This is a genomic window from Saccharibacter sp. 17.LH.SD (assembly GCF_009834805.1).
Classification (GTDB): domain Bacteria; phylum Pseudomonadota; class Alphaproteobacteria; order Acetobacterales; family Acetobacteraceae; genus Saccharibacter.
Genome location: NZ_WVHO01000009.1, coordinates 598,634 through 623,582, shown reverse-complemented (window position 1 = coordinate 623,582; position 24,949 = coordinate 598,634). Strand labels below are relative to the sequence as shown.

The window sequence follows — 24,949 nt, the reverse complement described above, 5'->3', positions numbered from 1 at the left end:
CAAATTGACTAGCACCGCACATCTTCAGAATCATTTTCTATCACGTAATGCGGTATGTCGACGGAGAGAGCAGAATGAGCATTGCATCCAATAAGTACGTCATTGGGAATTGGAAGATGCAAGCCCGCCACGACCACGGCTTAAAACTTGCTCGTGAAGTGACGGAAAATTTAGAGCAAGCTCCTCCCCCACCCTTTATCAAGACCGTTATCTGCCCGCCTTATACTCAGCTCTCGGAAATCCATAAAAACCTTGCGCATCATGAATCCCCCTCATGTCCGGCTTTAGGGGCACAAGACTGTTACCCTGCGCCTTCTGGTCCTTTCACGGGCGATATTTCTGCGAAAATGCTCGTTGATCTCGGGGTCACCTACGTCATTCTTGGGCATTCAGAGCGTCGGCAAAACCATGGAGAGACGGACGCAGCCATTCGTCAAAAAGTCAAAGCCGCAACAGCCGCTGGCCTTATCCCTATTGTCTGTATTGGTGAACATTTGGCTGAACGAAATGAAGGACGTGCGGCAAGCGTTCTAGCGCGCCAAATAGAAGGGTCTCTCACTCGTGGCTTCAGAGGAATCGTCGCCTATGAACCCGTATGGGCCATTGGTAGCGGTATTACACCTTCCCGCGAAGAATTGCAGCGTAAGCTGAACGTTATCCATGCCTTACTCCCCATGCGCCTTATGGTAGATGACTTTCGTGTTCCAGTCCTCTATGGTGGCTCCGTTACGGCGGCCCAAACCTCATCTCTTTTCTCCATAAAAGGCCTGGATGGTGTTCTTGTGGGGAGCGCCAGTCTGGAAGCAAAAAGCTTTCTAGACATTATTCGTGCTGCTACAGAGAGCCTATCGTCATCGCCTTCATAACTATTTGGATCTTTTAACACCCATGACCACTTTTCTGCTCATCGTCACGGTTATCGTTGCCTTGGCCCTGATCGGCGTTATCCTGATTCAGCGTAGCGAAGGAGGGGGGCTGGGAATTGGCAGCGGCCAAGGTGTAGGGGCCTTCATGACCGGACGCGGCACGGCCACATTACTCACCCGCAGCACGGGGATTTTGGCCGGGTTATTCATGGTTCTTTGCCTTATTCTGGCTATCCTCAACCGTGGGGCTTCCTCTGGTGCACGCGATATTCTGGCACACCCACCAGTAGCGGCGTCCTCACAGACAGCACCACAAGCAAGTAACAACACGCCAACAGCTCCAGCAGCACCTGCACCTGCACCTGCACCTGAGCAAAAACATTAATTCATCATTTGTAGGAATTTGTGGGAATCAGCATGACTTGCTGCTTCCCCCTGCCCCTGTCTTCAGTATATAAAGACCTCCCATGACGCGCTTTGTATTTGTCACCGGCGGGGTTGTTTCCTCCCTCGGTAAAGGTATCGCCTCGGCAGCATTAGCTGCCCTCCTCCAAGCCCGTGGGCATAAGGTCCGCATGCGGAAGCTCGACCCCTACCTGAACGTTGATCCAGGTACGATGAGTCCGTATCAGCATGGTGAAGTTTTCATCACCGACGATGGTGCTGAAACTGACCTTGACCTTGGCCATTATGAACGTTTCACAGGTGTTCATGCCCGACGGTCTGATAACGCTACGACTGGGCGTATTTACTCAGATGTCATCGCCAGAGAGCGGCGTGGTGATTATCTGGGTGCCACCGTGCAGGTCATCCCCCATATTACAGACGCCATCAAAGAGGCCGTTGTCTCTGGCACAGATGGTTATGACTTTGTCATCGTTGAAATTGGGGGAACGGTCGGAGATATCGAGAGTCTTCCCTTCCTGGAAGCGATTCGCCAGCTCCGCAATGATCTCGGCTACGACCAGACCATGTGCGTGCATCTGACCCTTCTTCCCTACATCCCCTCTGCGGGTGAGTTAAAAACCAAACCAACGCAACATTCCGTCAAAGAATTACAGAATGTTGGGCTACAGCCACAGATTCTCCTGTGTCGGTCAGACCGACCCATCCCCCAAAATGAACGCCAGAAAATTGCTAATTTCTGCAATGTTCGCCCAGAATCTGTTATTGCTGCTTTAGACGTTGATACCATTTACGCCTGCCCAATTGCATACCATCAGCAGGGAATGGACCGTGAAGTCCTCCGCTATTTCGGTTTACCGCATGAAGAGTCTCCAGATCTGTCACGCTGGGAACGTATCGTACGGGGCATTAGAGAACCGAAAGGCGAAGTAAGAATCGCCATCGTGGGTAAATATACCGCCCTCCTTGATAGCTACAAATCACTCGCCGAAGCTTTGTTGCACGGAGGAATCGCGCAAAACGTTCGTGTGCGCATGGATTGGGTCGATTCTGAGGAGCTTGATAAGCCAGAGCATGTTGAAGCGCTCCTGCAGGGTGCAGACGCCGTCCTGGTTCCAGGTGGATTCGGAGCACGCGGCTCTGAAGGAAAAATCAACGCGGTCCGCCATGCTCGTGAAAATGGAATTCCATTCCTCGGCATTTGCTTCGGGATGCAAATGGCTGTCATTGAGTGTGCGCGTTCTTTGGCAGGCCTCAGTAAAGCATCGTCAACGGAATTTGGTCCAACCAGCGAACCACTTGTTGGCCTTATGACAGAATGGGCACAAGGCACCGAGCTGTTGCGTCGCCGCGAAGGTGGAGATCTCGGTGGAACGATGCGTCTAGGGGCTTACACGGCGAAGCTCGCAGAAGGATCACGCGTCGCCCAGATTTACGGCCGCACAGAAGTGCGTGAGCGCCATCGTCACCGCTGGGAAGTTAACCTTCATTATCGTGATGTGTTGGAAAAAGCGTCTCTCCATTTCTCAGGCATGTCCCCTGATGGTGTACTCCCTGAAGTTGTGGAATACGCGGATCATCCCTGGTTCATCGGCGTGCAGTACCATCCTGAACTGCTTTCAAAACCCTTCGACCCCCATCCCCTCTTTGTGAGTTTTGTGGAAGCAGCAAAGCAAAACCGCCTCAAACGGCAAACAGCGCAAGGTCAGTCATCGTGACATTCCAACTCGGCTCGCTCACCATAGGCCCGCATCAGCCTTTCACGCTTATCGCAGGCCCGTGCCAAATCGAGTCGCGTGACCATGCTCTTTTCATGGCAGAGGCTCTCACCAGCCTTTGCCATGAACTTAATGTTCCCCTGATTTATAAAAGCAGTTTCGATAAGGCCAATCGTAGCTCTCTCCAGGGGGCTCGAGGGGTTGGGATGGAGAAGGGCCTTGCGATCCTCTCAGAGATACGTCAGCGCTTTTCTGTGCCCGTCCTGACGGATGTCCACACAGCGGAGCAATGCGCTCAAACGGCTGAATCCGTCGATGTTTTGCAAATTCCCGCGTTTTTATGCCGCCAAACTGACCTTCTACTCGCCGCAGCACAGACAGGACGTGCCATTAATGTCAAAAAAGGTCAGTTTCTTGCCCCGCACGATATGAAAAATATCGTTGAGAAGCTCACCTCCACGGGAAATAAGCGCATCCTTTTATGTGAGCGTGGCACAAGCTTTGGGTATGGCAATCTCATCAATGATATGCGTGCGTTGCCGATTATGGCCGCCACAGGCTTTCCTGTCGTGTTCGATGCGACGCACTCCGTGCAGGAACCAGGGAAATTGGGGACAGCAACAGGAGGACAACGCTCTTTCGTTGAGCCCCTCGCGCGTGCAGCCCTCGCTGTGGGCGTCTCCGCTTTGTTCATTGAAACACATCAAGACCCCGACAATGCACCGAGCGATGGGCCAACCATGATCCCGTTGGAGCATATGCGCGCCCTTCTCCAACGTCTCAAAGCACTAGATGATTTCGTAAAAGAATCTCCATCTCCGAGATAAGATTTAAAAAGAATCGTCATGCCCACAAACTCTTTGACCTTCTTGCTAAGACCCGCAAGAGGGCTAGGGCGCGCTTTACCCGTTCATAGCCTGGATGATGTGACGTAAGCGTTAAAAGCGCCCCTGCGGCGATATAAGAGCGAATATGAGCCCAAGCACCATCAGAAAAGAAAATACGGCTTTTATGAGCAGAAGCCCCTGTGACAATAATTGCCCACGCCGCGCAGCGACTCGTTCCAATGCATAACCACCAACAAACCCAACAATTTCCATGCAGTAGCCACTTTGCGGGGTATAGAGCAAACCAACGCACAACGAGACCCATCCCCATAGGAAAAATATGCTGCCTAAAAGAATCCTTTTCCGCTCAATAGGCCCCATTCCTTGCGGAGGAATAATATCTGGATTTTCGGCGGTTAACCCCCAATGGATTGCCCCCTGAAAAGCCAAGAAACAGCCCCCATAAGCCAGCAATATCAAGCTCAGATGTGGCAACGATGTGAGGACACCGGCCAAGAAGAGCCATCCTCCCATAGATAAACCAAAAAGACCGCCAAGCAAAAGAAACATGGCTGCTGTGACAGGAAAAGGCTTCATGTCAATTGACCTCGGGCGCCGATTTTGAGACTGAAATAAGACGTTAGCGGGGTGACCCGGGCTGATCATAGGCCGGGCTGACCTCGCCGTATAGAGTCAGGAGAGTTCCCTTGAGCGCCATTATTGATATTACCGCCCGTGAAATCCTGGACAGCCGTGGCAACCCGACTGTTGAGGTAGATGTTGAACTTGCCTCTGGTGTCGTTGGTCGCGCTGCTGTTCCTTCAGGCGCATCCACCGGTGCTCACGAAGCAGTTGAACTTCGCGACGGTGATAAGAAACGCTTCCTCGGCAAAGGGGTTCTAAAAGCTGTTAACGCCGTCAACACGGAAATCGTTGAGAAGCTTCGTGGTTTCGAGTCTGAAAATCAGCTCGCTATCGACCAAGCAATGATTGACCTAGATGGCACACCAAATAAAAGCCGTTTAGGTGCCAACGCCATCCTGGGCGTTTCTCTTGCTGTTGCCCGCGCTACAGCAGAAGAGCTTGACCTTCCTCTGTATCGCTATGTCGGTGGCACTTTTGCTCACGTGATGCCTGTTCCTATGATGAACATCATCAACGGTGGTGAGCATGCTGACAACAGCATCGATTTTCAGGAGTTCATGATCCAGCCTGTCGGTGCGTCTTCTATTGCTGAAGCAATCCGTATGGGGTCTGAGATCTTCCATCACCTGAAGAAAGATCTTGCTGCCAACGGTTTGAATACAGCGGTTGGTGATGAGGGTGGTTTCGCACCTAACCTGAAATCAACGCAGGAAGGCCTGGAATACATTTCTAAGGCTGTTAAAGACGCTGGTTATCGCCTCGGTGAAGATATTACTTTTGCCCTGGATTGCGCTTCTAGCGAGTTCTACAAGAACGGTCGTTATGAAATGAAGGGTGAAGGCAAGAGCTTCTCTTCCAGCGAGATGGTGTCTTACCTTGAAGACCTCAGCAACCGCTTCCCAATCGTTTCTATCGAAGATGGTTTGGCTGAAGATGACTGGGAAGGTTGGGCAGAGCTTACAAAGCGCCTTGGCCACCGCCTCCAGCTGGTTGGTGATGATCTTTTCGTCACAAACCCACTTCGTCTAGAAGAAGGTATCAAGAAACACGTTGCTAACTCACTTCTCGTTAAGGTGAACCAGATTGGCTCACTTTCTGAGACGTTGCATGCTGTTCAAATGGCACAGCGCGCTGGTTACACAACAGTGATGAGCCATCGTTCTGGTGAAACAGAAGACTCCACAATCGCGGATCTTGCTGTTGCTGTGAACACAGGGCAAATCAAAACAGGCTCCATGTCTCGTTCTGACCGTATGGCAAAATACAACCAGCTTATCCGCATTGAGCAACAACTCGGTGCGAGCGCTAAATACGCTGGCCGTAGCATCCTAAAAACTCATCACTAAGTAGAGTCATCACTCTATCAATACGGTGAGTGGAGCCCCTGCTTAATGCAGGGGCTTTTTTTTTACCATTATCCTCTGTAGAGCTTATAAAAGGGTTCAAGGCGCTGCACTCAGAGGATTCTGATAAATGAATGCTTTCATGGTTCTTAGGCAGGGAATACGGAATATCCTCCCCCCTGCCATTTTCCTATTCCTAACAGGTTATTTTATCTGGAATACGCTTAATGGTGCCCATGGTGTTAAAGCCTATCAGAGTCAGCTAAAACTCCGCGACCAAGCAGAATTAGCCCTCCACGACGCGCATCAAGAACAAGATATTTGGCACCGGCGTGTCGCGGCTTTAGGGGAGAACGCCCTTGATTCGGACATGCTTGATGAACGCAGCCGAGCCATGCTTAACAGTGCTCAAGAAGGCGATATTATCGTTCCCTACGGCGAGCATGACCGTCTCTATTAAAAACGAGTAAAACAATTTGAATTTAATACAAAAAAAGCGGCCTATATGGCCGCTTTTTCTAACGAAACAAGGCGAAATTACTTAATTTTCGCCTCACGGAAAACAACGTGCTTCCGCACAACAGGGTCATACTTACGTACTTCCATCTTACCTGTAGCAGAACGTGCATTCTTCTTCGTCACGTAGAAGTAACCTGTCTCCGCTGATGAAACGAGACGGATCTGGATAACATTTGTCTTGGCCATAATACCCTCGAACTACTGCCGCATTAAGGATGCCGCTTCATTCTCGCTCAAGCAGGACATCCACTGTTTGGGAGGGGAGAATGATGCGTTGTGCTCTCAAGGTCAAGTCTTTCTCGCCTAAGAAACGTCCTCCCTGCCCTATATCTTACCTCAAGAGACTAAAAACCCCACTATCACAGCGTTGTTTCACGATAATACAGATCCCCATCAGAACTATGGTCCCGATGTTTAATCCGATGATGACGGTGATGATGATGTTTATGATGCGGAGACACTCCCTCTGTCTCTGTGACAGGCTTCTCCTCCAATGGGCTCTCTTGCTTTACCCGATGGTGATGATGCCTATGCTTATGAGGACGTGCTATCTCTGTCTTAGTTGCCTCCTCTGGCATGTTCTCTTCTGGCGTCACCTGGCGATATGCCCGTTTCGCCCGTCTTTTTCTAGAAGCCGTGGCCAATTTATTGTGTTTGGCAATAAGTGATGGATCGCCTCTTACAACACGAACAGAACCATTAGGCGCGACAAGTGTCGTCGTACCATCCCCGTTAGGAATAGCCACCGTATCGCGATTAGGCCCCTCTAGATAATTGGGGGCATGATCCGTCACATGAGAAGGAAGAGCCGGGCCGATTGCCGTACTCCGCCTCTGAACACCATGGCGCGTCTCTACACTTTCTCCCATAGAAAGTGCTTCACCATTCGCCAATAACTGCTCATCGAGGTCCTCATTAAGATCACCAAGAGAGTTACGAAACAAATGACTGAAGTGACTGTTCGGATTGTTAACATCCTGAATCGTTGGCACAGCGTCAGGCTGACCAGGCCATATATCGTCCTTCTGCGCCATGAGCGGTGTTTCCGTGACCGCCTCACCCCGTACGCGGCGAAACGTCTCACTGTCGCCATGGGGCATATTAGGATCACCACCAAATATCCAGGAGGTATCCCCAATATGCTTTCCGAGGCCCGAACACCCGCTCGCCGCAAGACACAGCATCAGGACGGCGACCTTCTTCATTCCACCTCTCTTTTGCCCCAAGTCGTTTCGCGAAAGATACCACTACTGGTATCAAAAAAACAACAACTCCACCATTATCTGGAAGCCATTGTTTTTATATCAATATAAAACGTAATCAATGTGATTTTACACATTCATACGCGTAAAACCAGCCCGTAAATATCCCCATCCACTTAGAACTGTTGGAATAACAGACAGCCACAGCAAAACACTTCCAATATAAACGCATGGAATAAAGGAAAGATTGAGTATTGCTGCGCCTTTATCTCCAAGCACTAAGAAGCCAATGGCAAACATTTGTATCGCCGTTTTCCATTTGGCTAACTGTGTGGAAGGCACCTTCTCATTACATGTCGCCATGTATTCCCGCAGCCCGCTAATCGCAATCTCTCGTAGCATAATTATGATCGCCGCATAGAGAGAAAAAAGGCGAAGCTGCCCTATCCCGGCCAGCATAAGCAATAGAGCCCCAACCAACATCTTGTCAGCAATCGGGTCCATCATACGCCCTAAATCCGACATTTGGCCACGGCTACGCGCCAAGGCTCCATCAAGATAGTCCGTTACACAAGCAACAATGTAGACCCCCCAAGCCAGGACATCCATCCCACCCGACTGGTTTGCAACCAACCCAATAAGAACAGGGATGGCCGCAATACGTAAAAGCGTCAAAATATTCGGAAGGTCTGTCAGCATCCACTTTTATCCAGGGGGCTATGTATGAAAATTATCTAATTTTTTCCAAGAAGTATCATGCCTCATCTCTTTTATGTTGATCAACAAGGGCACCCCCCTTTCTTACCCATTCTGGATGAAAATGGCCATAAAGACTCTCTGCAAGCTCTCGATTAATACCTGGTACGTGACTCAACTCCTCTATTGTGGCTTGAATCACATTTTTAACAGACCCAAACCGCGTCAAAAGCGCCTTCTTTCTGATCGGTCCAATCCCAGGCACATCATCTAAGCCAGAACGCGTAAGCAGCTTAGAACGCCCCGTCCGGTGGGTTGTAATGGCGAAACGATGCGCTTCATCACGTAATCGCTGAAGATAGTATAATACGGGATCTCGTTGCGGCAGCTGAAAGGGCTCCTGCCCAGGAGCAAAGAACCATTCACGCCCAGCATTACGATCAACCCCTTTTGCTATCCCAACAATTGGGATTCCTTCTACTCCCATTTCTGCAAGCATCTGCGTTACAGCGCTGACTTGTCCCTTCCCTCCGTCAATCAACAAAAGATCAGGCCTATTTTCTGGGGTCGAAACATTATCTTCTACTTTTGCTGTCACGGCAAAACGGCGCATCATCACTTCTTTCATCATTCCAAAGTCGTCCCCTGGCGCCACAGGGCCACGAATGGAATATTTACGATAGGCGCGCTTTATGAAGCCTTCAGCCCCCGCCACAATCATCACACCATAAGGCGCTTGCCCCATTAAATGGGAGTTATCATACACCTCTATCCGAGAAGGAATCTTATGAAGATGAAAGAGCTGCGCAACACCCTCCAGAAGTTGTTTCTGACCAGCATTTTCGGCCAATTTACGCTCTAATGCCTCGCGCGCATTTAAAACAGCATGATCTAGAACTTCTTTTTTATCCCCACGCTGAGGATAAATGATCTCTACTTTCCGCCCCTTTCTGAGAGACAGCGCCTCTTCAAGAAGCTCATGCTCAGCAAGTTTAATATTTGTGACAATCTGAGCTGGCGGCTGCTTATCATCATAAAATTGCAACAAAAAAGCACTTAACACCGATGTCGCTGATTCGTTCGTATCATGAAGAGGATAAAAGGCACGGTTCCCGTTATTTCGTCCTCCTCGGATGAAAAATACCTGTATCCCAGTCTGACCAGCCGCCTGCCATAAGGCCACAACATCCGCTTCATCAATCGTCGTTGGGTTAATCGCATTAGACGCACGCAAACTCGCAAAGGCACGGATTCTATCGCGAATCAATGCAGCTTGCTCATACGCCATGGCCTCAGAGGCCTTTTCCATTTCACGCGTTAATTGCTGCTGAAGCTCTCGTCCCCCGCCCCCCAAAAACGCTCGTGTTTGCTTCACCAACGCCTCATACTCAGAAGCTGAAACACGCTCTACACATGGCGCTGAACAACGCTTGATTTGATATAAAAGACACGGACGACTCCGTGATGAAAACACAGTATCCGTGCATGTCCTTAATAAGAAAGAACGCTGGATCACCTGTATCGTCTGATCAACAGCCCAAGAGGATGCAAAAGGCCCCCAATAGGTTGCCCCCTTAAGCGGTTTACCACGCTGCCTCATGAGACGGGGAAAAGGATGCCCCCCCGTCAACACAAGCCACGGGTAACTTTTATCGTCACGCAGCAGAATATTAAAACGAGGCTTCATCCTTTTAATGTAGTTCGCTTCTAAAAGAAGAGCCTCAGCCTCGGTCCTGGTAACGACGATTTCCATATCGGCCGTAAGGGAGACCATAAGACGAATACGCTCTTCTAAACGTCCTATGCGTGTATAGGATGCTACTCTCTTTTTAAGACTTAGAGCCTTTCCAACATAGAGCACCTCTCCTTTAGCCCCAAGCATACGGTAAACCCCTGGGCTTTCTGGAATATGGCGGAGCTGCTCTTTAATAACCGCCACCCCATGCTTTCTCTCTTGCTCCTCTATGGTTGTGCCTCTCTCTTCCATATCATCACGAACCTAACACAGGGCGCCCTACGCCACTCATCCACTATTCCTGTGGACAACCCTGTGAATACTCTCAGGGCAGATTCACACAAGGCAGGCTTTTTCTTTCTCGGCTTCAGATTGCCTAATTTTTAATCAAAAGACTTAACTCTATGAAAATAAACAATTCTTACTCCAATTCTCTTTCCATCACTCTTTTCTGATTCCTTCTCCTCTTCCTATTCATGTCAATCCCATTCACGAAAAAAATAGTGGACAATTTTTAAGGATCTTACGTGAAAAGGCCGTTACTCCCCCTTGACACAATACCATCTGCCACTTCCTCGGACTTTTCTAGAAGACGTAGCATGTTACCTCCTGATAAGGCGTAACACTCATTTCGACTAAAACCAGCCTCCTGTAAGGCTCGCATCACGTGATGGGTTTGGCTCGCATCCTGCCATCCTTCAATCCCACCGCCACCATCAAAGTCTGATGAAAAGCCAACATGCTCCACACCAATACGCCCCGCAATATAAGTTATGTGGCGCACAAGATCCTCTAACGTTCCACCCCCCCCCCGACGGAGGAAAGGAGCCATAGCCGTCACCTGAATAACCCCTCCCGTTTCACGCAAACGATCCAACTGCTCATCATCAAGATTACGCGGATGGTCACATAACGCTCTAGCACATGAATGGCTCGCAAAAACCGGTGTCGAAGAGAGCTCACTCGCCTGCATCATGGTTTCTTTGGACGCATGAGACACATCCACAAGAACACCATGGCGATTCATTTCAACAATAACAGCGCGACCACAATCCGATAAGCCACCATACTTCCGTGCATCCTCACCACGCGCAACGGCAGCATCGGCCAACTGGTTATGACCATTATGCGTCAACGTAATGTACCGAATACCGTAATGCTGCGCCAAATAGGCAACACGCTCTGGATGATCCCCAATACCATAGCCATTCTCAACAACAGGTACAATGGCCAACGCACCGCCCTCAATGGCGGATCGAATCTCTGTTGCTGTACGACAAAGACGAACGTCTTCAGCCTGCCCTCCAGACGAAATCTGATGAATAACATCCAACATAGCCTGTGTCCGTCGCCAGGCTGCCTCTATGCCTGCCGTATTTAAAGTAGCTTGAGGAATATAAGCCGCCAGGCACACCGCCCCCACCTGTCCTTGTCGCGCTTTAGGAACCGTGAAACGACGCGCTGTTTCCACAGACCACACATCCTCTCGTGCTCCACCTTCCCATGCTGGCAATCCGTCAGCTGTCCGTTCTGGCCATGGAATATCAATATGCGTATCAAAGGCGGTAAGAGGCGGCTGTGTCATAAAATTCCTCACACTGTGTCTTTTCTACATTGCGCCCCTCATACAATCTCACAACCCCCTTGCATCAAAAAAGAGATTCAGGGCATCAGAAGCCCATGCGTCTTCTTACATGGAATATTAATTCTCTTCGCTTGCGGCTTCCTCTTGTCCAGCGTCTTGTGGATGAATACAGCCCTGACATACTCTGTTTGCAGGAAACGAAGGTTCCCGACCCTCTCTTTCCCTTCGAAGCCCTCAAAGAGCTTGGCTATACCCATCAGCTTTATCGCGGCATGAAAAGCTATAATGGGGTAACCATCCTCTCACGCTTGCCACTAGAGCTCGTCGAAACAACGCCAACTTGGTGTCATAAAGAAGATTGCCGCCATATTGCTGCGTTTGTTGAAACACATCAAAAACCGCTTCAGCTTCACAATTTCTATGTTCCCGCTGGAGGCGATATCCCTGACCCTCATGTGAATGACAAATTCGCGCATAAGCTTTCTTTTATTGAAGAAGTCACACACTGGTTTCAGAAAAACCCTCCAACGCGCAGTATTCTTGTTGGTGACCTCAATATCGCTCCCCTTGAAAATGACGTTTGGAGTCACCGCCAGCTTCTCAAAATTGTCAGCCACACACCACCAGAGACCGAACGCTTACAAAAATGGCTCGAAACCGGTTTTGAAGATGCGATGCGTCATGTCATCCCAGCGACTGAAAAGCTCTATACATGGTGGTCTTACCGCAATCGGGATTGGAAAAAATCTAATAGAGGACGTAGACTGGACCATGTCTGGCTCACGCCTGACCTTTTACCTGCCCTCAAATCCATTGATGTGCTGAAGGATATACGCGATTGGAACAGTCCTTCCGACCATGTTCCTGTGCTTCTCGATCTTGAACTTTAATACAAAAGGGGGCGCCATTACTGCGCCCCTTGACCTACAGAATATATCGCCCGCTCTCAGCGTTAATCCATTTTTAGGCGATAACCTCCGCCTTCTGTCATGAGTAACGACGTCCGTGTCGCATCCGGCTCTATTTTCTGGCGCAGCCGATAAATATGGGTCTCTAATGTGTGGGTTGTCACAGTCGCATTATAGCCCCACACTTTATCCAATAATATTTGACGGCTAACAGGCTGATGCCCCGCTCGGGATAAATATTTCAGGATCGCCGTTTCTTTCTCTGTCAAATGAATACGGTACCCTTTGTTTGGGTCAATTAATTGCTTGAATGATGGCCTAAAGATGTAGGGACCTATATCAAAAACAACATTTTCACTTGTATCAAAAGCACGCAATTGAGCTCTCAAACGTGCCAGTAATTCTTTGAAATGAAAGGGTTTAATAACATAGTCATTCGCACCGGAATCCAACCCTTTGACGATATGTTCTTCGTCATATGAATCCGTCATCATAACGATGGGAATTTTTACACCAATCAGGCGTAACTCCTGACAGAATTCAATACCATCTCCATCGGAAAGCGTATCCGCCATCAAAAGGAGATCAACGCGCTGCTCACCATCTGCAAAAATTTGTCTCACTTCTTCACAGGTCGCAACACTAAAGACTTCTAGGCTCTCTTCCTGACAGATATACTCCTTCAGTTGGAGCCTTAATGTATCGTCACTATTCACAATAAATACAAAATGACGACTACTCATATCTCCCCCTGGCCTCACACATCGCAGTATGACTTTATCTCTTTATCAAAAGCCTACAAGTCATACACGATGTGGAACTTTTTTGAACCTAGCCCGACAATGCTTCGGAAGGGAGGCTTACCGTCTCCTTTTTCTCCACAGGCGCTTCCACTTCTTGCACCATAGACACCATGATATCTCCTGCCATTGGCGTAATATGGATCGAATCTTCAGCAGAACGAATGAGAATGCCGGTTCCTCGCCTGACTAAAAGAATATCAAGACGGTTTTCATCCTGCTTAAAATTCTGAACATCTTCCTCTGTCATAGAACGGCTAACAAAGCGCCATCCCCGACTAAAGAGTGTGTCAAAAAATGAATAGCTCCACGATGGCTCGCCCAAAACTCTTCCGCGGGCATCCCTTGAAAGCCCACGATACAAATCAAGACGTGCCACGCCAGGGCTAATTTGAAACACACGCTGACGGCCCATATGTGGGGCTAAATGCCCGCACACCATCCCATTATAAATCCCATCACCCGTGGTTGCGATAAGATAGTCAACAGGACGTTCTTCCAAAGATTCCTGCCCATGGTCAGAAAGCAACTCCGCTTTGAGCACGGGAACACCATCACGGGCGGCCTTCATAAGGTCACGTGCATTATTATCAATAAGCAGCACCGGCACCTTTGCTTTACGCAAACACAGCGCCAAATTCGCCGACCACGTACTACTTCCCAAAATAGCTATGGCTGATTCATTGACCAAGGTCAGTTTTAAAGCACGTGCAAGCGGCACTAAGGAAAAACCATGGCACAGCATCGTCGCCGCAATGACAGCAAACACAGCAGGCATGACAAGGTCTGCTGATGCATAGCCCGCCTCACTCAGGCGAATACCCGCAGCCCCGGCCACGGCCGCAGCCACAATCCCACGTGGGGCAATCCACCCAACAAAAAGACGCTCCTGCCACGTCGTGGCCGTCCCACCGAGTGTGGAGAGGAAAATACCCAATGGACGCACAACAAACATAACGGCAAGCGTCAATAAAACGATCGGCACAGACAACCGTGCTAAAACATCACGATGCAGATCAGCTGTTAATAGAATAAACAGCACAGAGACCATAAGAACAACAAGAGACTCTTTGATACGCCGCAACTCGTTCATACCCGGAATGTGCAGGTTGGTTAATGCCATCCCAAACACCGTTACGGCAATGAGGCCTGCTCCTTCTATCTCAAGCGTGCAAAGCTCAAAAATCACCAATGCCATCGACAGCAATACGGGCGCTTTCAAAAGCTCCGGCATCAGATCCCGGGTGAAGAGAAACCGCATCAAATAAGCTGGTAAAATACCTGCTGCGATCGAAATGGCTCCCGCAATCAAGATGTTTGGCAGTGTTTTTGTAAAAAAGAGCCCATTTTGAAAATCAACATGCAGAATCAAGACCTGCATCACAACTGCGGCAAGAATGGCTCCCAACGGGTCATTAACAATTGCTTCCCACCGCAAGAATGCCGCCACCCGTGGCTTCAATTTTGCACTTCGCAACAAAGGCAACACAACTGTAGGGCCAGTTACGACAACAATCGCACCAAATAAAAACGAAATTCCCCATTCAAGGTGGGCAATATAATGTGCCGCGAGAGCCCCAAGAATCCAATTGATCGGCAAAGCAAGCATCGTGAGGCGCGCAACACCTTCGCCTGCCTCACGAAGCTGACGGATATCAAGGGCCATCCCACCTTCAAACACGATCAATGCCACCAGCATTGATACCATCGGGCGGAATGCTCCCCCCAGAGCTTCTGAAGGATGGAGCCATCCCATGACGGGACCAAAAAGCAGACCTAAAGCGAATAAAAGAACAATCGCTGGCAGCTTAAAGCGCCATGCCACCCATTGCGCGAGCATCCCCGCACCAAATGTTGTCACTACACCGAGAAGAATATCGTATTGCATATAGGTGCGCTGTCCCCCTTTCGGCCAGAATCACTCTTTAGGTGCTTATTCCGCGGCACACATCGTCTCGCCATCCTGTCGACCAGGAGACCTTAACCATCACGATCGACATTGTACATCGAATTATATCCTGATATGCGCTTATAACATAGCAGGAGACTATTGTCTCCGATAGCTCCTCTGCTGCTATCGAATACCCAAAGAGTAGTACCGAGTTAGATCACCCTATTTCATCAGAATTATGGCGATTGCTTCTGGAGAATAGAGACAAAAAATCCATCCGTACCATGCTGATAGGGCGTTAAAGCAAAATGTGCTTTTTGACGTAACGCTTCTGGTAACAAAGCAGACCCTTGTTCAGGAGACAGCCATTGATAGTCTGGATGCTTCTCTAGAAAAGCTGAAACTTGCTTATAATTTTCAACACTCAATAAGGAGCATGTTGCGTAAATCAACCGCCCACCTGGGCGCACAAGTCGCGCAGCAATCTCTATAATATGCGCCTGTTTGACACATAATTCCTGAATATCTTGCTCTGTCAGGCGTAAACGCGCGTCCGGGTTACGCCGCCATGTCCCCGTACCAGAACATGGTGCATCCACTAGAACCGTATCGAAGCTCTTTTCACGACGCTTCGCCCACTTATCACCTGACACGAGCAAGTGACGCATCACATTATGCACCCCTGCACGCCGTAATCTTTTTACGGCACCATCAAGACGCACACGTGACACGTCACAGGCAACGATTTGCCCACGATTTTCCATTGTCATCGCCAGTGCAAGTGTTTTCCCCCCAGCACCAGCACAGTAATCCAGAATGCGCTGTCCTGGCTGTGCACCTATCGCCGCAGCAATAAGCTGACTTCCTTCATCCTGAATTTCGACCACACCATCACGAAATGTCTGTGACGATGTCACAGGCTGGCGTCCTTCTAGGCGCATACCCCAAGGAGAATAACGTGTCTCCTCAACATCGAAGCCTTCACGCTGCAATGCTTTCATAGCCCCCGCACGGGAAGACTTGAGAAGATTCACGCGTAAATCCAGCGAAGGAGATTCAAGCAACGCAGCCATTTCTTCCTCAAGCCGATCACCAAAGTCAGCTTGCAGATAAGGCATAATCCAATCAGGAATTTCCAAACGAACCGCAAGAGGCTGCCTCTCTACGGTCAACGCCTCTCCCTCAAGCCCTTGCAACATGACTATTTCACGTTGCGTGAGAACCGAAGGGGCATAACGCTCGCCACTAAAGAGCTCCTGCACATCTCGCAGGCTTTTCCCCGAAAAAAGAACCATACCACCGCACAGAAGACGCGGTGACACGTCACTATGGCGCTCCTTCACATCTGCACGTAAATGCCAATGCAGACGGCGCCAAGAGCGCAATACATCCCACGTTATATTAGAAATTGCGCGACGGTCACCACCGCCAATGTAGCGGCGTTCACGAAAAAAACTGTTAGCAACCGCATCAGCGGGACGATGGGGCGCATTTTGAATCGCACAAAGCAGATCAATCGCACCAGAAAGACGAGCAGCGGGGGTCATGTCCCCCGCCTACCCGGTTTCGTCAGCAGAGAAAAGAGGGAAAGCCCGAAGGGACAAAAAACTTCTTCTCTCTACAAACGGCTCGGAAGCCTTAAGCTCCCTTAATCAAGATGATAGTTTGGAGCCTCACGCGTAATTGTCACATCATGAACATGGCTCTCACGCAAACCTGCATTGGTAATACGACGGAACTGAGCATTTGTTTGAAGATCCGCTATTCCAGCCGACCCCGTATACCCCATTCCCGCGCGCAGACCGCCGACCAATTGATGAACAACAGCCGCCATGTGACCCTTATAAGGGACTTGTCCTTCAATACCTTCTGGAACAAGCTTCAACGTATCACGAACTTCCGCCTGGAAGTACCGATCGGCAGAACCATTTGCCATCGCGCCCATGGAGCCCATTCCACGATAGGCTTTGTACGAACGGCCCTGATACAAGAAGGTCTCACCAGGGCTTTCTTCACACCCTGCAAGCAATGATCCTACCATGACAGCATCAGCCCCTGCGCCAATCGCTTTCACGATATCGCCAGACGTACGGATACCACCATCAGCAATCGCAGGAATATCTAGCTCATGACAAGCCGCCGCTGTTTCCAAAACAGCGGAGAACTGAGGAACACCACCCCCTGCCACAACACGTGTCGTACAAATAGAACCAGGACCAATACCAACCTTTACGCAATCAGCACCCGCCTTAATCAAGGCTTGCGCCCCCTCAGGTGTGGCCACATTGCCAGCAATCAACTGAACATCCTGATAACGCTCACGCAACTGAGCAATCGTCTTCAATACACCTTGTGAATGACCATGCGCTGTATCAATCACGAGAACATCTACCCCCGCATTCACCAAAGCTTCAGCACGTCTCGATCCATCTGCACCGACACCAATAGCCGCGGCACAGAGCAAACTTCCCTTGGCATCTTTCACGGCCAATGGATAAGCCGTCGCTTTGTCCATATCCTTCACCGTAATCAAACCAACGCAACGGCCTTCATCATCAACGACGAGAAGTTTTTCAATCCGATGACGATGGAGCAACTCCCGAGCCTCTTCAGGGGATGCACCATTCTGCACTGTTACCAGCTTCTCATGCGTCATCAATTCACGCACGCGCTGATGAGGATCGCTGGCAAAACGCATGTCACGATTGGTCAAAATTCCAACCAAATGACCTTTTTCTGCGACAACAGGAAGACCAGAAAAACCGTAGCGCTTCATGATCGCGTTCACTTCAGCGAGTGTTTGATCCGGGCCAACCGTCACAGGATTAACCACCATACCCGCTTCGAAACGTTTAACACGCCGGACCTGCTCAGCCTGCTCTTTAACGCTCAAATTTTTATGAATAACACCCAAGCCACCTTGCTGCGCCATGGCGATAGCCATGCCCTCTTCCGTCACCGTATCCATAGCGGAAGAAAGCAAAGGAATATTGAGCCCCAATTTGCGTGTTAAACGTGTCTGGGTGGACACTTGCGCGGGAAGAACAGATGACGCAGCAGGCTGGACGAGAACATCATCAAAAGCCAACGCATCCCGCACACGCCCGTAGAGTGGATTGTTATTTTTGAAATCGGTCATTCCCTTGCCCCCTGTTCACACATCTCGCGATGACGATAAATAAACCAGAGGCCAAGGCGCTCTGGCCGTTGGCGGGGCTTTATAACGCAGCACACCCCCTCATGGGAAGAGGAAGATTATTAATTTTCTGAAGATTAAAGAAATGGCTGGGAGACCTGGATTCGAACCAGGGCTGACCGGGTCAGAGCCGGTAGTTCTACCGCTAAACTATCTCCCATCATAGCGACTTCCTACAGCCTACAATCCGAGATCGTAATCTCGACCATGTCAAAATGGCTGGGAGACCTGGATTCGAACCAGGGCTGACCGGGTCAGAGCCGGTAGTTCTACCGCTAAACTATCTCCCAAAGTCGGTATGCTCGGGATTTCTATCGAGAGGATGCCTATAATGCAAGAGGGAGCATGAAATGTTTTTTCATAGTTTTGGATTTTTCTTTACATACAGCACCATACCATTCCATTCTGCCTGCTCACTAATGGGCGAAAGGTAACTTCCCACATGCCCCCTCACATACGAAATGTTCATTCTCAGAAAGCGTTGCCCTCTTTTACACGCGCTTCCTCTTCAGCCATTTATGCCGCTATTGACCTTGGAACGACCAGCTGTCGTCTGCTGGTAGCGCGCTACTCTCATAATAAAGTTCACGTTTTAGAACGCTGTAGTCGGCCCGTCCAGCTAGGGGAAGGTCTTAACCACAATGGCTTCCTTACCGAGGAAGCCATGTCCCGTACTCTAGCAACACTGAAGCGTTATGTACAACGTTTGAAACGCTGGCCCATTGCCGGAATACGCGCCGTTACAACAGAAGCATGCCGTCGCGCAGCCAATGCGCATGATTTTATTGAACGAGCACGACGTGAGACAGGTCTTGCCCTCCGGATCATCAGCAGTCGTGAAGAAGCAGAACTCGCCCTTGAAAGCTGCTCTCCGCTCCTAGGTGTCCACCCTCGTTTTATAGACCCATGGCTTCCTATGGCTGTGGTCAATGGAGAAGGATTTTTACCAAACCGCGCCTTGCTTTTCGATATTGGTGGTGGCTCCACAGAGCTCTCATGGATACGCCTTGATCACGCATCCTCTCGCCATTACCTCATTGGCACAACCAGCATTAAACTTGGTGCAGCCTCTTTTGCGGAGCGTTTTGCACATCTCCCTATACAGGACGCTTATAAAGCTGCTTTCCAACAAGCAACGCAAACATTACGCGCTTTCGAAGATGTACACTGTATTCGCCGGGATATTGAAAAAGGAAACGTCCGCATGATCGGCACGTCTGGCACGGTGACAACTTTAGCCAGCGTCGCCCTGGAGTTGGGTCATTATGACCGCTCCCTTATTGACGGTCTTTCCCTTGGCCGACAAACATTAGTGCATGCCCTCAAAAAATTATATGATATGCCCCTCGACCTCATTGCACGCCATCCCTGCATAGGCCGACGTCGGTCGAGCATGGTACTCTTCGGATGTGCCATTTTCGATGCTATTCAATCTCTATGGCCAACCGATCGTATCATGATTGCTGACCGTGGGTTGCGTGATGGTATGGTGGTGCGTATGGCCCGTGAACAACGCCGGAAAACATCGCGACGTCATCGTCGCCCTTCTTCTTCCTATTTACCCCCAGGAGCTTTTGCTGTTCCATCATGAGTTCGTCAAAAAAGACCCCTCCATCATCACGTGGCCCCTCTTCTTCCCCACCGCGCATTCCAGGGAAGCCGCTCCGCCAGTCACGCACGCCGGGCACGCGCGACCCGAAAGATGATTCAGCCTCATCCAAGCAACTACGCAACCCCAGCGTCAGGCTCAAAAAAGCACGCGGTCGTACACCGGCCCAACAACGTTGGCTCAACCGGCAACTGAATGATCCCTATGTTGTTGCCGCGCGCCAGCATGGCTGGCGCTCACGTGCCGCCTTTAAGCTGATTGAAATAGATGATCGCTTCCACATTTTTTCCCCCGGTTGTCGTGTTATTGATTTAGGGGCTGCCCCCGGCGGATGGGCGCAAATTGCCGTTAAACGACAAGCAGGTATTGTTGTTGGTGTTGATCTCTTACCTGTAGATCCTGTTGATGGTGCAGAAATCATCGAAGGGGATTTTATGGATGATGCTATGCCACAGCGACTACAAGAGATGCTTGGTGGCGCAGCGGATATTGTCATGTCTGACATGGCCCCTAATACAACAGGCCACGCAGCAACAGATCATATTCGGATTGTCAGCCTAGCAGAGAATGCTCTTGATTTTGCGCTGAAAATTCTCGCCCCCAATGGTACGTTTATTGCCAAAGTGTTTCAGGGTGGGTCAGAAAAAGACATGCTCACGATTATGAAGCGAAATTTTAAAACCGTTCACCACGTAAAACCCCCTGCCTCTCGTAAAGAGTCAAGTGAACTTTACGTGGTCGCGCAAGGATTCCACGGCGAAAATATCGATTAATCCATTAAAGACGGCATCATCAAATCTTCCTGCATGGCATGAACGGTCTGCATTAACACAGTCCGTTCATGCCGGGCAGTAACATCTGCCAATGTTACCTCGTCTAACACATCCATAAAGGCATGTTGCGCCTTGATAAGGGTTTGTTTGAGGCGACATCCACCTACGAGCAAACACCCTTTAGGTAGTTCTTGCGCTTGCAAACACGCTGCAGGCGGGAGATCATCCTCTATACAACGGATCACATCACCCAAATAGATCTCATGGGCCGGTCGAGCGAGACGGACTCCACCCTTGCGTCCCCGAAAGGCCTGCACAACCCCCCGCTTGCTCAAGCGATGAACGACCTTTATCAAATGGCTCTCTGAAATCTGATAAAGACGGGCGATTTCGCTAATCGAAACAAGACGATCTTTCTGTGTCTCAAGATAGATCAATGTCCTAAAGGCATAGTCGGTATGAAGTGTCAGTCGCACTGTGCGCCCCTCCCCCTGTAACGGACAAAATCGCTGCACCTAGGCACCTCATCACATGCCGCCCCCTTCGCCTATAGATTTTTTCTCTTGGGTGCATTGACGAAATCACATTAACGCATTGTACATAATTATACATTTTGCGCGTCTTTGTGCGTCATTCTGTCACAAATTTTCTCTCCATATTCAGGAGCCGAGGAGCCTCCAAAGCAGCATAGAAGTTCTATGCTGCTTCACGCTTTTTCTCCGCCCCTTTTTGAAGAAGCTTCTGTAATGACGTCAGTATTTTACGAGCCATACTGATCCGCACGGCATTCGTCATTTCCCTTACAATAGCCAATTTTTGATCAGGACGGATCTTCACACCAGCACGCTGATTTCTGGCGGCCCAGCGGATAAGCCCATCCGCATTCGCAAAGTGATTCCCTCGAAACTGAAGCACCATTCCCTTCGGTCCAGCCTCTACGCGTTCCACCCCTACTTCGCGACACATTTTCTTAATCATCACAACATCAAGCAGGTTCTGAACTTCTTCAGGCAAGGACCCAAAGCGATCCACCAGCTCAACGCGCATTGCATCAACATCAGCTTCATCTTTCAGGTTCGCAATACGGCGATATAACCCCAGACGTACTGAAAGATCCTTCACATAGCTTTCTGGCAACAGCACAGGCAAACCAAGAATGATCGTTGGCGTCCAACTTTCATCCTCTAACAGTTCCTTCCCGCGACTATTGCGAAGATCTGTCACAGCCTCCTGCAACATTTGCTGGTACAGCTCAATGCCGACCTCACGAATATGCCCTGACTGCTCTTCCCCTAGTAGATTCCCAGCACCACGAAGATCCAAATCATGAGACGCGAGCGTAAACCCAGCCCCCAATGAATCAAGCGTCTGCATAATTTCAAGCCGCTTGATGGATGACGCCGACAAGACATGCGCCTGTGGCCATGTGAGGTACGCATAACCACGTTGTTTGCCACGCCCTACACGCCCACGTAACTGATAAAGCTGCCCAAGCCCAAACATATCCGCACGGTGAATGATAATGGTATTCACCGCCGGCATATCCAACCCACTTTCCACAATATTGGTGGAAAGAAGGATATCGTATTTTCCTTCAGAAAATTCCGTCATGACATTTTCAAGTTCTGTCGGCGTTAGGCGCCCATGTGCTTCTGTAATTTTAGCATCCGGCACAATCTCCTTCAGGCGCTCTGCCATATGCCGCATATCTGTCAGACGCGGCACCACGCAGAAAATCTGCCCTCCTCGAAAACGTTCACGCTGAATGGCCTCACGGATCATCACACGATCAAAGGGGGTTATAAATGTTCTAACCGATAAGCGGTCCGTCGGCGGGGTAGCAATCAAGCTCATCTCACGCACACCCGTGAGTGAGAGCTGTAAGGTGCGCGGCAGAGGTGTCGCTGAAAGCGTTAGAACATGCACATCCTCTCGTAATGCCTTAAGCTTTTCTTTATGCGACACGCCAAAATGCTGCTCTTCATCAATGATCAGCATCCCAAGGCGGTTAAAAGAAACGCTCTTTGCCAAAAGAGCATGCGTTCCGATCACAATATCAACTGACCCGTCGGCCAGCCCTTCCTTTACTTTTGTCGCTTCTTTAGCCGTTACCATACGTGAGAGCTGGGCTATCTTGACCGGCATCCCTTCAAAACGCTGTTTGAAACCTTGATAATGCTGGCGAGCCAACAATGTCGTCGGGACAACCAACGCAACCTGCATACCCGATAGAGCCGCCACGAAAGCCGCCCTTAGCGCCACTTCTGTTTTTCCAAACCCAACGTCACCACAGACGAGGCGATCCATCGGGCGGCCGCTATTCATATCCTCGAGAACATCAGCAATAGCGCGCGATTGATCATCCGTCTCGACATAGGGGAAACGTGCGCAAAATTCGTCCCATAATCCCTCTTCCGGGACCATGAGCGGCGCTTGCTTCATGGCGCGCGCGGCAGCTGTGCGAATCAGCTCACTCGCCATCTCGCGCAAACGCGTTTTCATCTTCGCTTTACGCGCTTGCCATGCCGTCCCCCCTAGGCGGTCAAGCTGCGCTGTCTCGTGATCTGACCCAAAACGACTTAAGAGATCAATATTTTCTACCGGGAGAAGAAGGCGCTGCTCTCCATCATAGAGAATAGAGAGATAGTCATGCGCAACACGGCCTTCCGTAACCGTCTCTAACCCCACGTAGCGCCCAATGCCATATTCCTCATGCACCACCAGGTCGCCATCGGAGATTTCGCCAATCTGTGTAATAAAATCACTTGTTTTGCGCCGGCGACGTGGCGGGCGGGAAATACGCTCCCCTAAAAGATCTTGTTCAGAAACAAAAACCTGTCGATCCGCAACAAAACCACGTTCTAATCCTAGAACAACAAGCCCAACCTCGCCTTTGGGCATTCCCGCGGCTTTTGCCCAATTGTGAAATTGAACCGCCTTAACACCATGCTCTTGCAACAAATGCGCAATGCGCTCCTGTGAGCCACGGCTCCAAGCCGTTACATATGTGCGTCGCCCCGCTTTAGCCCACTCTTCTACCTGACGGCCAAAGGCCTCAAAAACACCTTCTCGTGCCGCGCCACCAAGACTCGCAAAAACAGGACCTGGTCGATATCCTGCATCAAGGCCTTGCCCCTCATCAGGCTGAGCAAATGGGGCTAAAATCACCGCAGGACGGTCTTTCAACATGCTACCCCAACCATGTTGATTCAAATATAAGCGATGTGGCGGCAAGGGACGATAAGGCATTTCTCCTTCCAGCTTTGCCGCACATCGTGCCTGATAATGGTCCGCAATCATTTCTAAACGATTGGCGAGAATCTCTGGCGTATCACGCTCAAAACTCAGCGCGACTTGAGGCAAATAATCCAGCAGCGTTTCCATATGATGGCCATCACCATCATGAAAAAGTGGAAGATAATGCTCCGCCCCTGCAGCACGGCGCCCCTCTGAAAGCTGCCGATACAGAACATCTTGCAAGGCACCCGCCCCAAAAGCATCACGCCACCCTGTCTGAAACCGGCTGATGCTGGCAGCATCTAACGCATATTCAGAGACAGGCGAGAGACGAAACTCTTTTAGCTCAGACGTTGACCGTTGTGACGCGGCATCAAAGGCCCGGATATTTTCGACTTCATCGCCAAATAAATCTAATCGAACGGGCTCTCCTGCATCTGCTGGGAACAGATCAAATATCCCCCCACGCGTTGCAAACTCACCGCGATCCATCACCGTATCGACCCGCGTATAACCGTGCCCTATAAGCAGCTCAGCTAACATAGAGGCATCCAATATCTCCCCAACGCGGATATGAATGGACTGCCCTTCGAAAACAGCTCTCGGCGGTACCCGTTGCAGCAAGGAATGAACGGTTGTGAGCACAATACGCCCTGCTTTAGGTGCAGGCTCTAACAACCGGCTCAATGTTGCTGCGCGTTCAGCGACCAATGCTGGGTTCGGCGAAACACGGTCATAAGGCAAGCAATCCCACGCGGGAAAACGCAACACCTCAACCTCAGGCACAAGCCACGCCAGCATATCTGCCAAAGAAGCCATAGACGCATCATCACGCGCAACATGCAGTAATGGCCCTTGATGTTCCGCCAAACGCTGTCGTAACAAAAAAGCGACAGACCCTTCTGGCACCCCCCACACCGTCGGACCAAAAGACGCGATAAGGGATGTATCAGCTGGCATGGGCAAGCCCCTCTTAGGCAAGAGTTCCGTGTTG

At 50.0% G+C, this 24,949-nt stretch carries 21 protein-coding genes and 2 tRNA genes; 9 read left to right on the top strand and 14 right to left on the bottom strand.

Annotated features, from left to right (window positions below):
* The first annotated feature begins 74 nt into the window (after positions 1–74).
* The 4 genes from tpiA (at position 75) to kdsA (ending at position 3,816) form a co-directional block, all read left to right on the top strand.
* Complete coding sequence (gene tpiA / locus GS501_RS04170) at positions 75–866, top strand: triose-phosphate isomerase (protein WP_160830568.1); 792 nt, start codon at positions 75–77, stop codon at positions 864–866.
* A gap of 22 nt (positions 867–888) precedes the next feature.
* Positions 889–1,251: a preprotein translocase subunit SecG gene (gene secG / locus GS501_RS04165; RefSeq protein WP_160830567.1), complete on the top strand. Its 363-nt coding sequence runs from the start codon at positions 889–891 to the stop codon at positions 1,249–1,251.
* A gap of 82 nt (positions 1,252–1,333) precedes the next feature.
* Positions 1,334–2,989: a CTP synthase gene (locus GS501_RS04160; RefSeq protein ID WP_160830566.1), complete on the top strand. Its 1,656-nt coding sequence runs from the start codon at positions 1,334–1,336 to the stop codon at positions 2,987–2,989.
* Positions 2,986–3,816, top strand: coding sequence for a 3-deoxy-8-phosphooctulonate synthase (gene kdsA, locus GS501_RS04155; protein ID WP_160830565.1), 831 nt, complete (start codon positions 2,986–2,988; stop codon positions 3,814–3,816). The genes GS501_RS04160 and kdsA overlap by 4 nt, the downstream gene beginning before the upstream one ends.
* A 111-nt stretch (positions 3,817–3,927) precedes the next feature.
* Here kdsA and GS501_RS04150 read toward each other — a convergent pair whose 3' ends face one another.
* On the bottom strand, positions 3,928–4,413 hold the full coding sequence (locus GS501_RS04150; protein ID WP_160830564.1) for a DUF3429 domain-containing protein: 486 nt from the start codon (positions 4,411–4,413) through the stop codon (positions 3,928–3,930).
* A 110-nt stretch (positions 4,414–4,523) separates the two neighbouring features.
* Between GS501_RS04150 and eno the strand changes: the two genes are divergently transcribed.
* Together eno and GS501_RS04140 are read left to right on the top strand one after the other, a co-directional pair.
* Positions 4,524–5,807, top strand: coding sequence for a phosphopyruvate hydratase (gene eno, locus GS501_RS04145; RefSeq protein WP_160830563.1), 1,284 nt, complete (start codon positions 4,524–4,526; stop codon positions 5,805–5,807).
* Between the two features lie 127 nt (positions 5,808–5,934).
* Entirely contained in the window at positions 5,935–6,264 is a 330-nt protein-coding gene (locus tag GS501_RS04140; protein WP_160830562.1) for a septum formation initiator family protein, read from the top strand.
* 77 nt (positions 6,265–6,341) lie between these two features.
* Here the strand turns inward: GS501_RS04140 and rpmG are convergent, their stop codons facing one another.
* The 5 genes from rpmG to GS501_RS04115 form a co-directional block, all read right to left on the bottom strand.
* A complete protein-coding gene (gene rpmG / locus GS501_RS04135) occupies positions 6,342–6,509 on the bottom strand; it encodes a 50S ribosomal protein L33 (RefSeq protein ID WP_160830561.1) in 168 nt (55 codons plus the stop codon).
* A gap of 173 nt (positions 6,510–6,682) precedes the next feature.
* Positions 6,683–7,528: a hypothetical protein gene (locus tag GS501_RS09835; RefSeq protein WP_202405289.1), complete on the bottom strand. Its 846-nt coding sequence runs from the start codon at positions 7,526–7,528 to the stop codon at positions 6,683–6,685.
* A gap of 126 nt (positions 7,529–7,654) precedes the next feature.
* On the bottom strand, positions 7,655–8,224 hold the full coding sequence (gene pgsA / locus GS501_RS04125) for a CDP-diacylglycerol--glycerol-3-phosphate 3-phosphatidyltransferase (RefSeq protein WP_160830560.1): 570 nt from the start codon (positions 8,222–8,224) through the stop codon (positions 7,655–7,657).
* 55 nt (positions 8,225–8,279) lie between these two features.
* Positions 8,280–10,208 (bottom strand): excinuclease ABC subunit UvrC, encoded by a 1,929-nt coding sequence (uvrC, locus tag GS501_RS04120; protein WP_160830559.1) that lies wholly within the window; start codon positions 10,206–10,208, stop codon positions 8,280–8,282.
* 271 nt (positions 10,209–10,479) lie between these two features.
* Positions 10,480–11,541 (bottom strand): dipeptidase, encoded by a 1,062-nt coding sequence (locus GS501_RS04115; RefSeq protein WP_160830558.1) that lies wholly within the window; start codon positions 11,539–11,541, stop codon positions 10,480–10,482.
* A gap of 95 nt (positions 11,542–11,636) precedes the next feature.
* Between GS501_RS04115 and xth the strand changes: the two genes are divergently transcribed.
* Entirely contained in the window at positions 11,637–12,431 is a 795-nt protein-coding gene (gene xth / locus GS501_RS04110) for an exodeoxyribonuclease III (RefSeq protein WP_160830557.1), read from the top strand.
* Positions 12,432–12,493: 62 nt separating this feature from the next.
* On the opposite strand, the gene GS501_RS04105 is transcribed toward xth, so the two are convergent.
* The 6 genes from GS501_RS04105 to GS501_RS04080 all read right to left on the bottom strand — a co-directional run bounded on the left by GS501_RS04105 (position 12,494) and on the right by GS501_RS04080 (position 18,626).
* The gene (locus GS501_RS04105; RefSeq protein ID WP_160830556.1) at positions 12,494–13,192 is read right to left on the bottom strand and encodes a response regulator transcription factor; all 699 of its coding nucleotides are present in this window, start codon (positions 13,190–13,192) and stop codon (positions 12,494–12,496) included.
* Positions 13,193–13,280: 88 nt separating this feature from the next.
* A complete protein-coding gene (locus GS501_RS04100) occupies positions 13,281–15,137 on the bottom strand; it encodes a sodium:proton antiporter (RefSeq protein ID WP_160830555.1) in 1,857 nt (618 codons plus the stop codon).
* A gap of 239 nt (positions 15,138–15,376) precedes the next feature.
* A complete protein-coding gene (locus GS501_RS04095) occupies positions 15,377–16,687 on the bottom strand; it encodes an RsmB/NOP family class I SAM-dependent RNA methyltransferase (RefSeq protein WP_160830554.1) in 1,311 nt (436 codons plus the stop codon).
* 101 nt (positions 16,688–16,788) lie between these two features.
* The gene (guaB, locus tag GS501_RS04090) at positions 16,789–18,279 is read right to left on the bottom strand and encodes an IMP dehydrogenase (protein WP_160830553.1); all 1,491 of its coding nucleotides are present in this window, start codon (positions 18,277–18,279) and stop codon (positions 16,789–16,791) included.
* 143 nt (positions 18,280–18,422) lie between these two features.
* Positions 18,423–18,496, bottom strand: a tRNA-Gln gene (locus tag GS501_RS04085).
* Between the two features lie 56 nt (positions 18,497–18,552).
* Positions 18,553–18,626 (bottom strand) — tRNA-Gln (locus GS501_RS04080).
* Positions 18,627–18,778: 152 nt separating this feature from the next.
* On the opposite strand from GS501_RS04080, the gene GS501_RS04075 reads away from it, so the two are divergent.
* A complete protein-coding gene (locus tag GS501_RS04075) occupies positions 18,779–19,927 on the top strand; it encodes a Ppx/GppA family phosphatase (protein WP_160830552.1) in 1,149 nt (382 codons plus the stop codon).
* Positions 19,924–20,718, top strand: a complete 795-nt coding sequence (locus GS501_RS04070; protein WP_160830551.1) for an RlmE family RNA methyltransferase — start codon at positions 19,924–19,926, stop codon at positions 20,716–20,718. The genes GS501_RS04075 and GS501_RS04070 overlap by 4 nt, the downstream gene beginning before the upstream one ends.
* Here GS501_RS04070 and GS501_RS04065 read toward each other — a convergent pair.
* Both GS501_RS04065 and mfd read right to left on the bottom strand, forming a co-directional pair.
* Positions 20,715–21,194, bottom strand: coding sequence for an Rrf2 family transcriptional regulator (locus GS501_RS04065; RefSeq protein WP_160830550.1), 480 nt, complete (start codon positions 21,192–21,194; stop codon positions 20,715–20,717). The genes GS501_RS04070 and GS501_RS04065 overlap by 4 nt on opposite strands.
* 220 nt (positions 21,195–21,414) lie before the next feature.
* Positions 21,415–24,915, bottom strand: coding sequence for a transcription-repair coupling factor (gene mfd, locus GS501_RS04060; protein ID WP_160830549.1), 3,501 nt, complete (start codon positions 24,913–24,915; stop codon positions 21,415–21,417).
* Between the last annotated feature and the right edge of the window lie 34 nt (positions 24,916–24,949).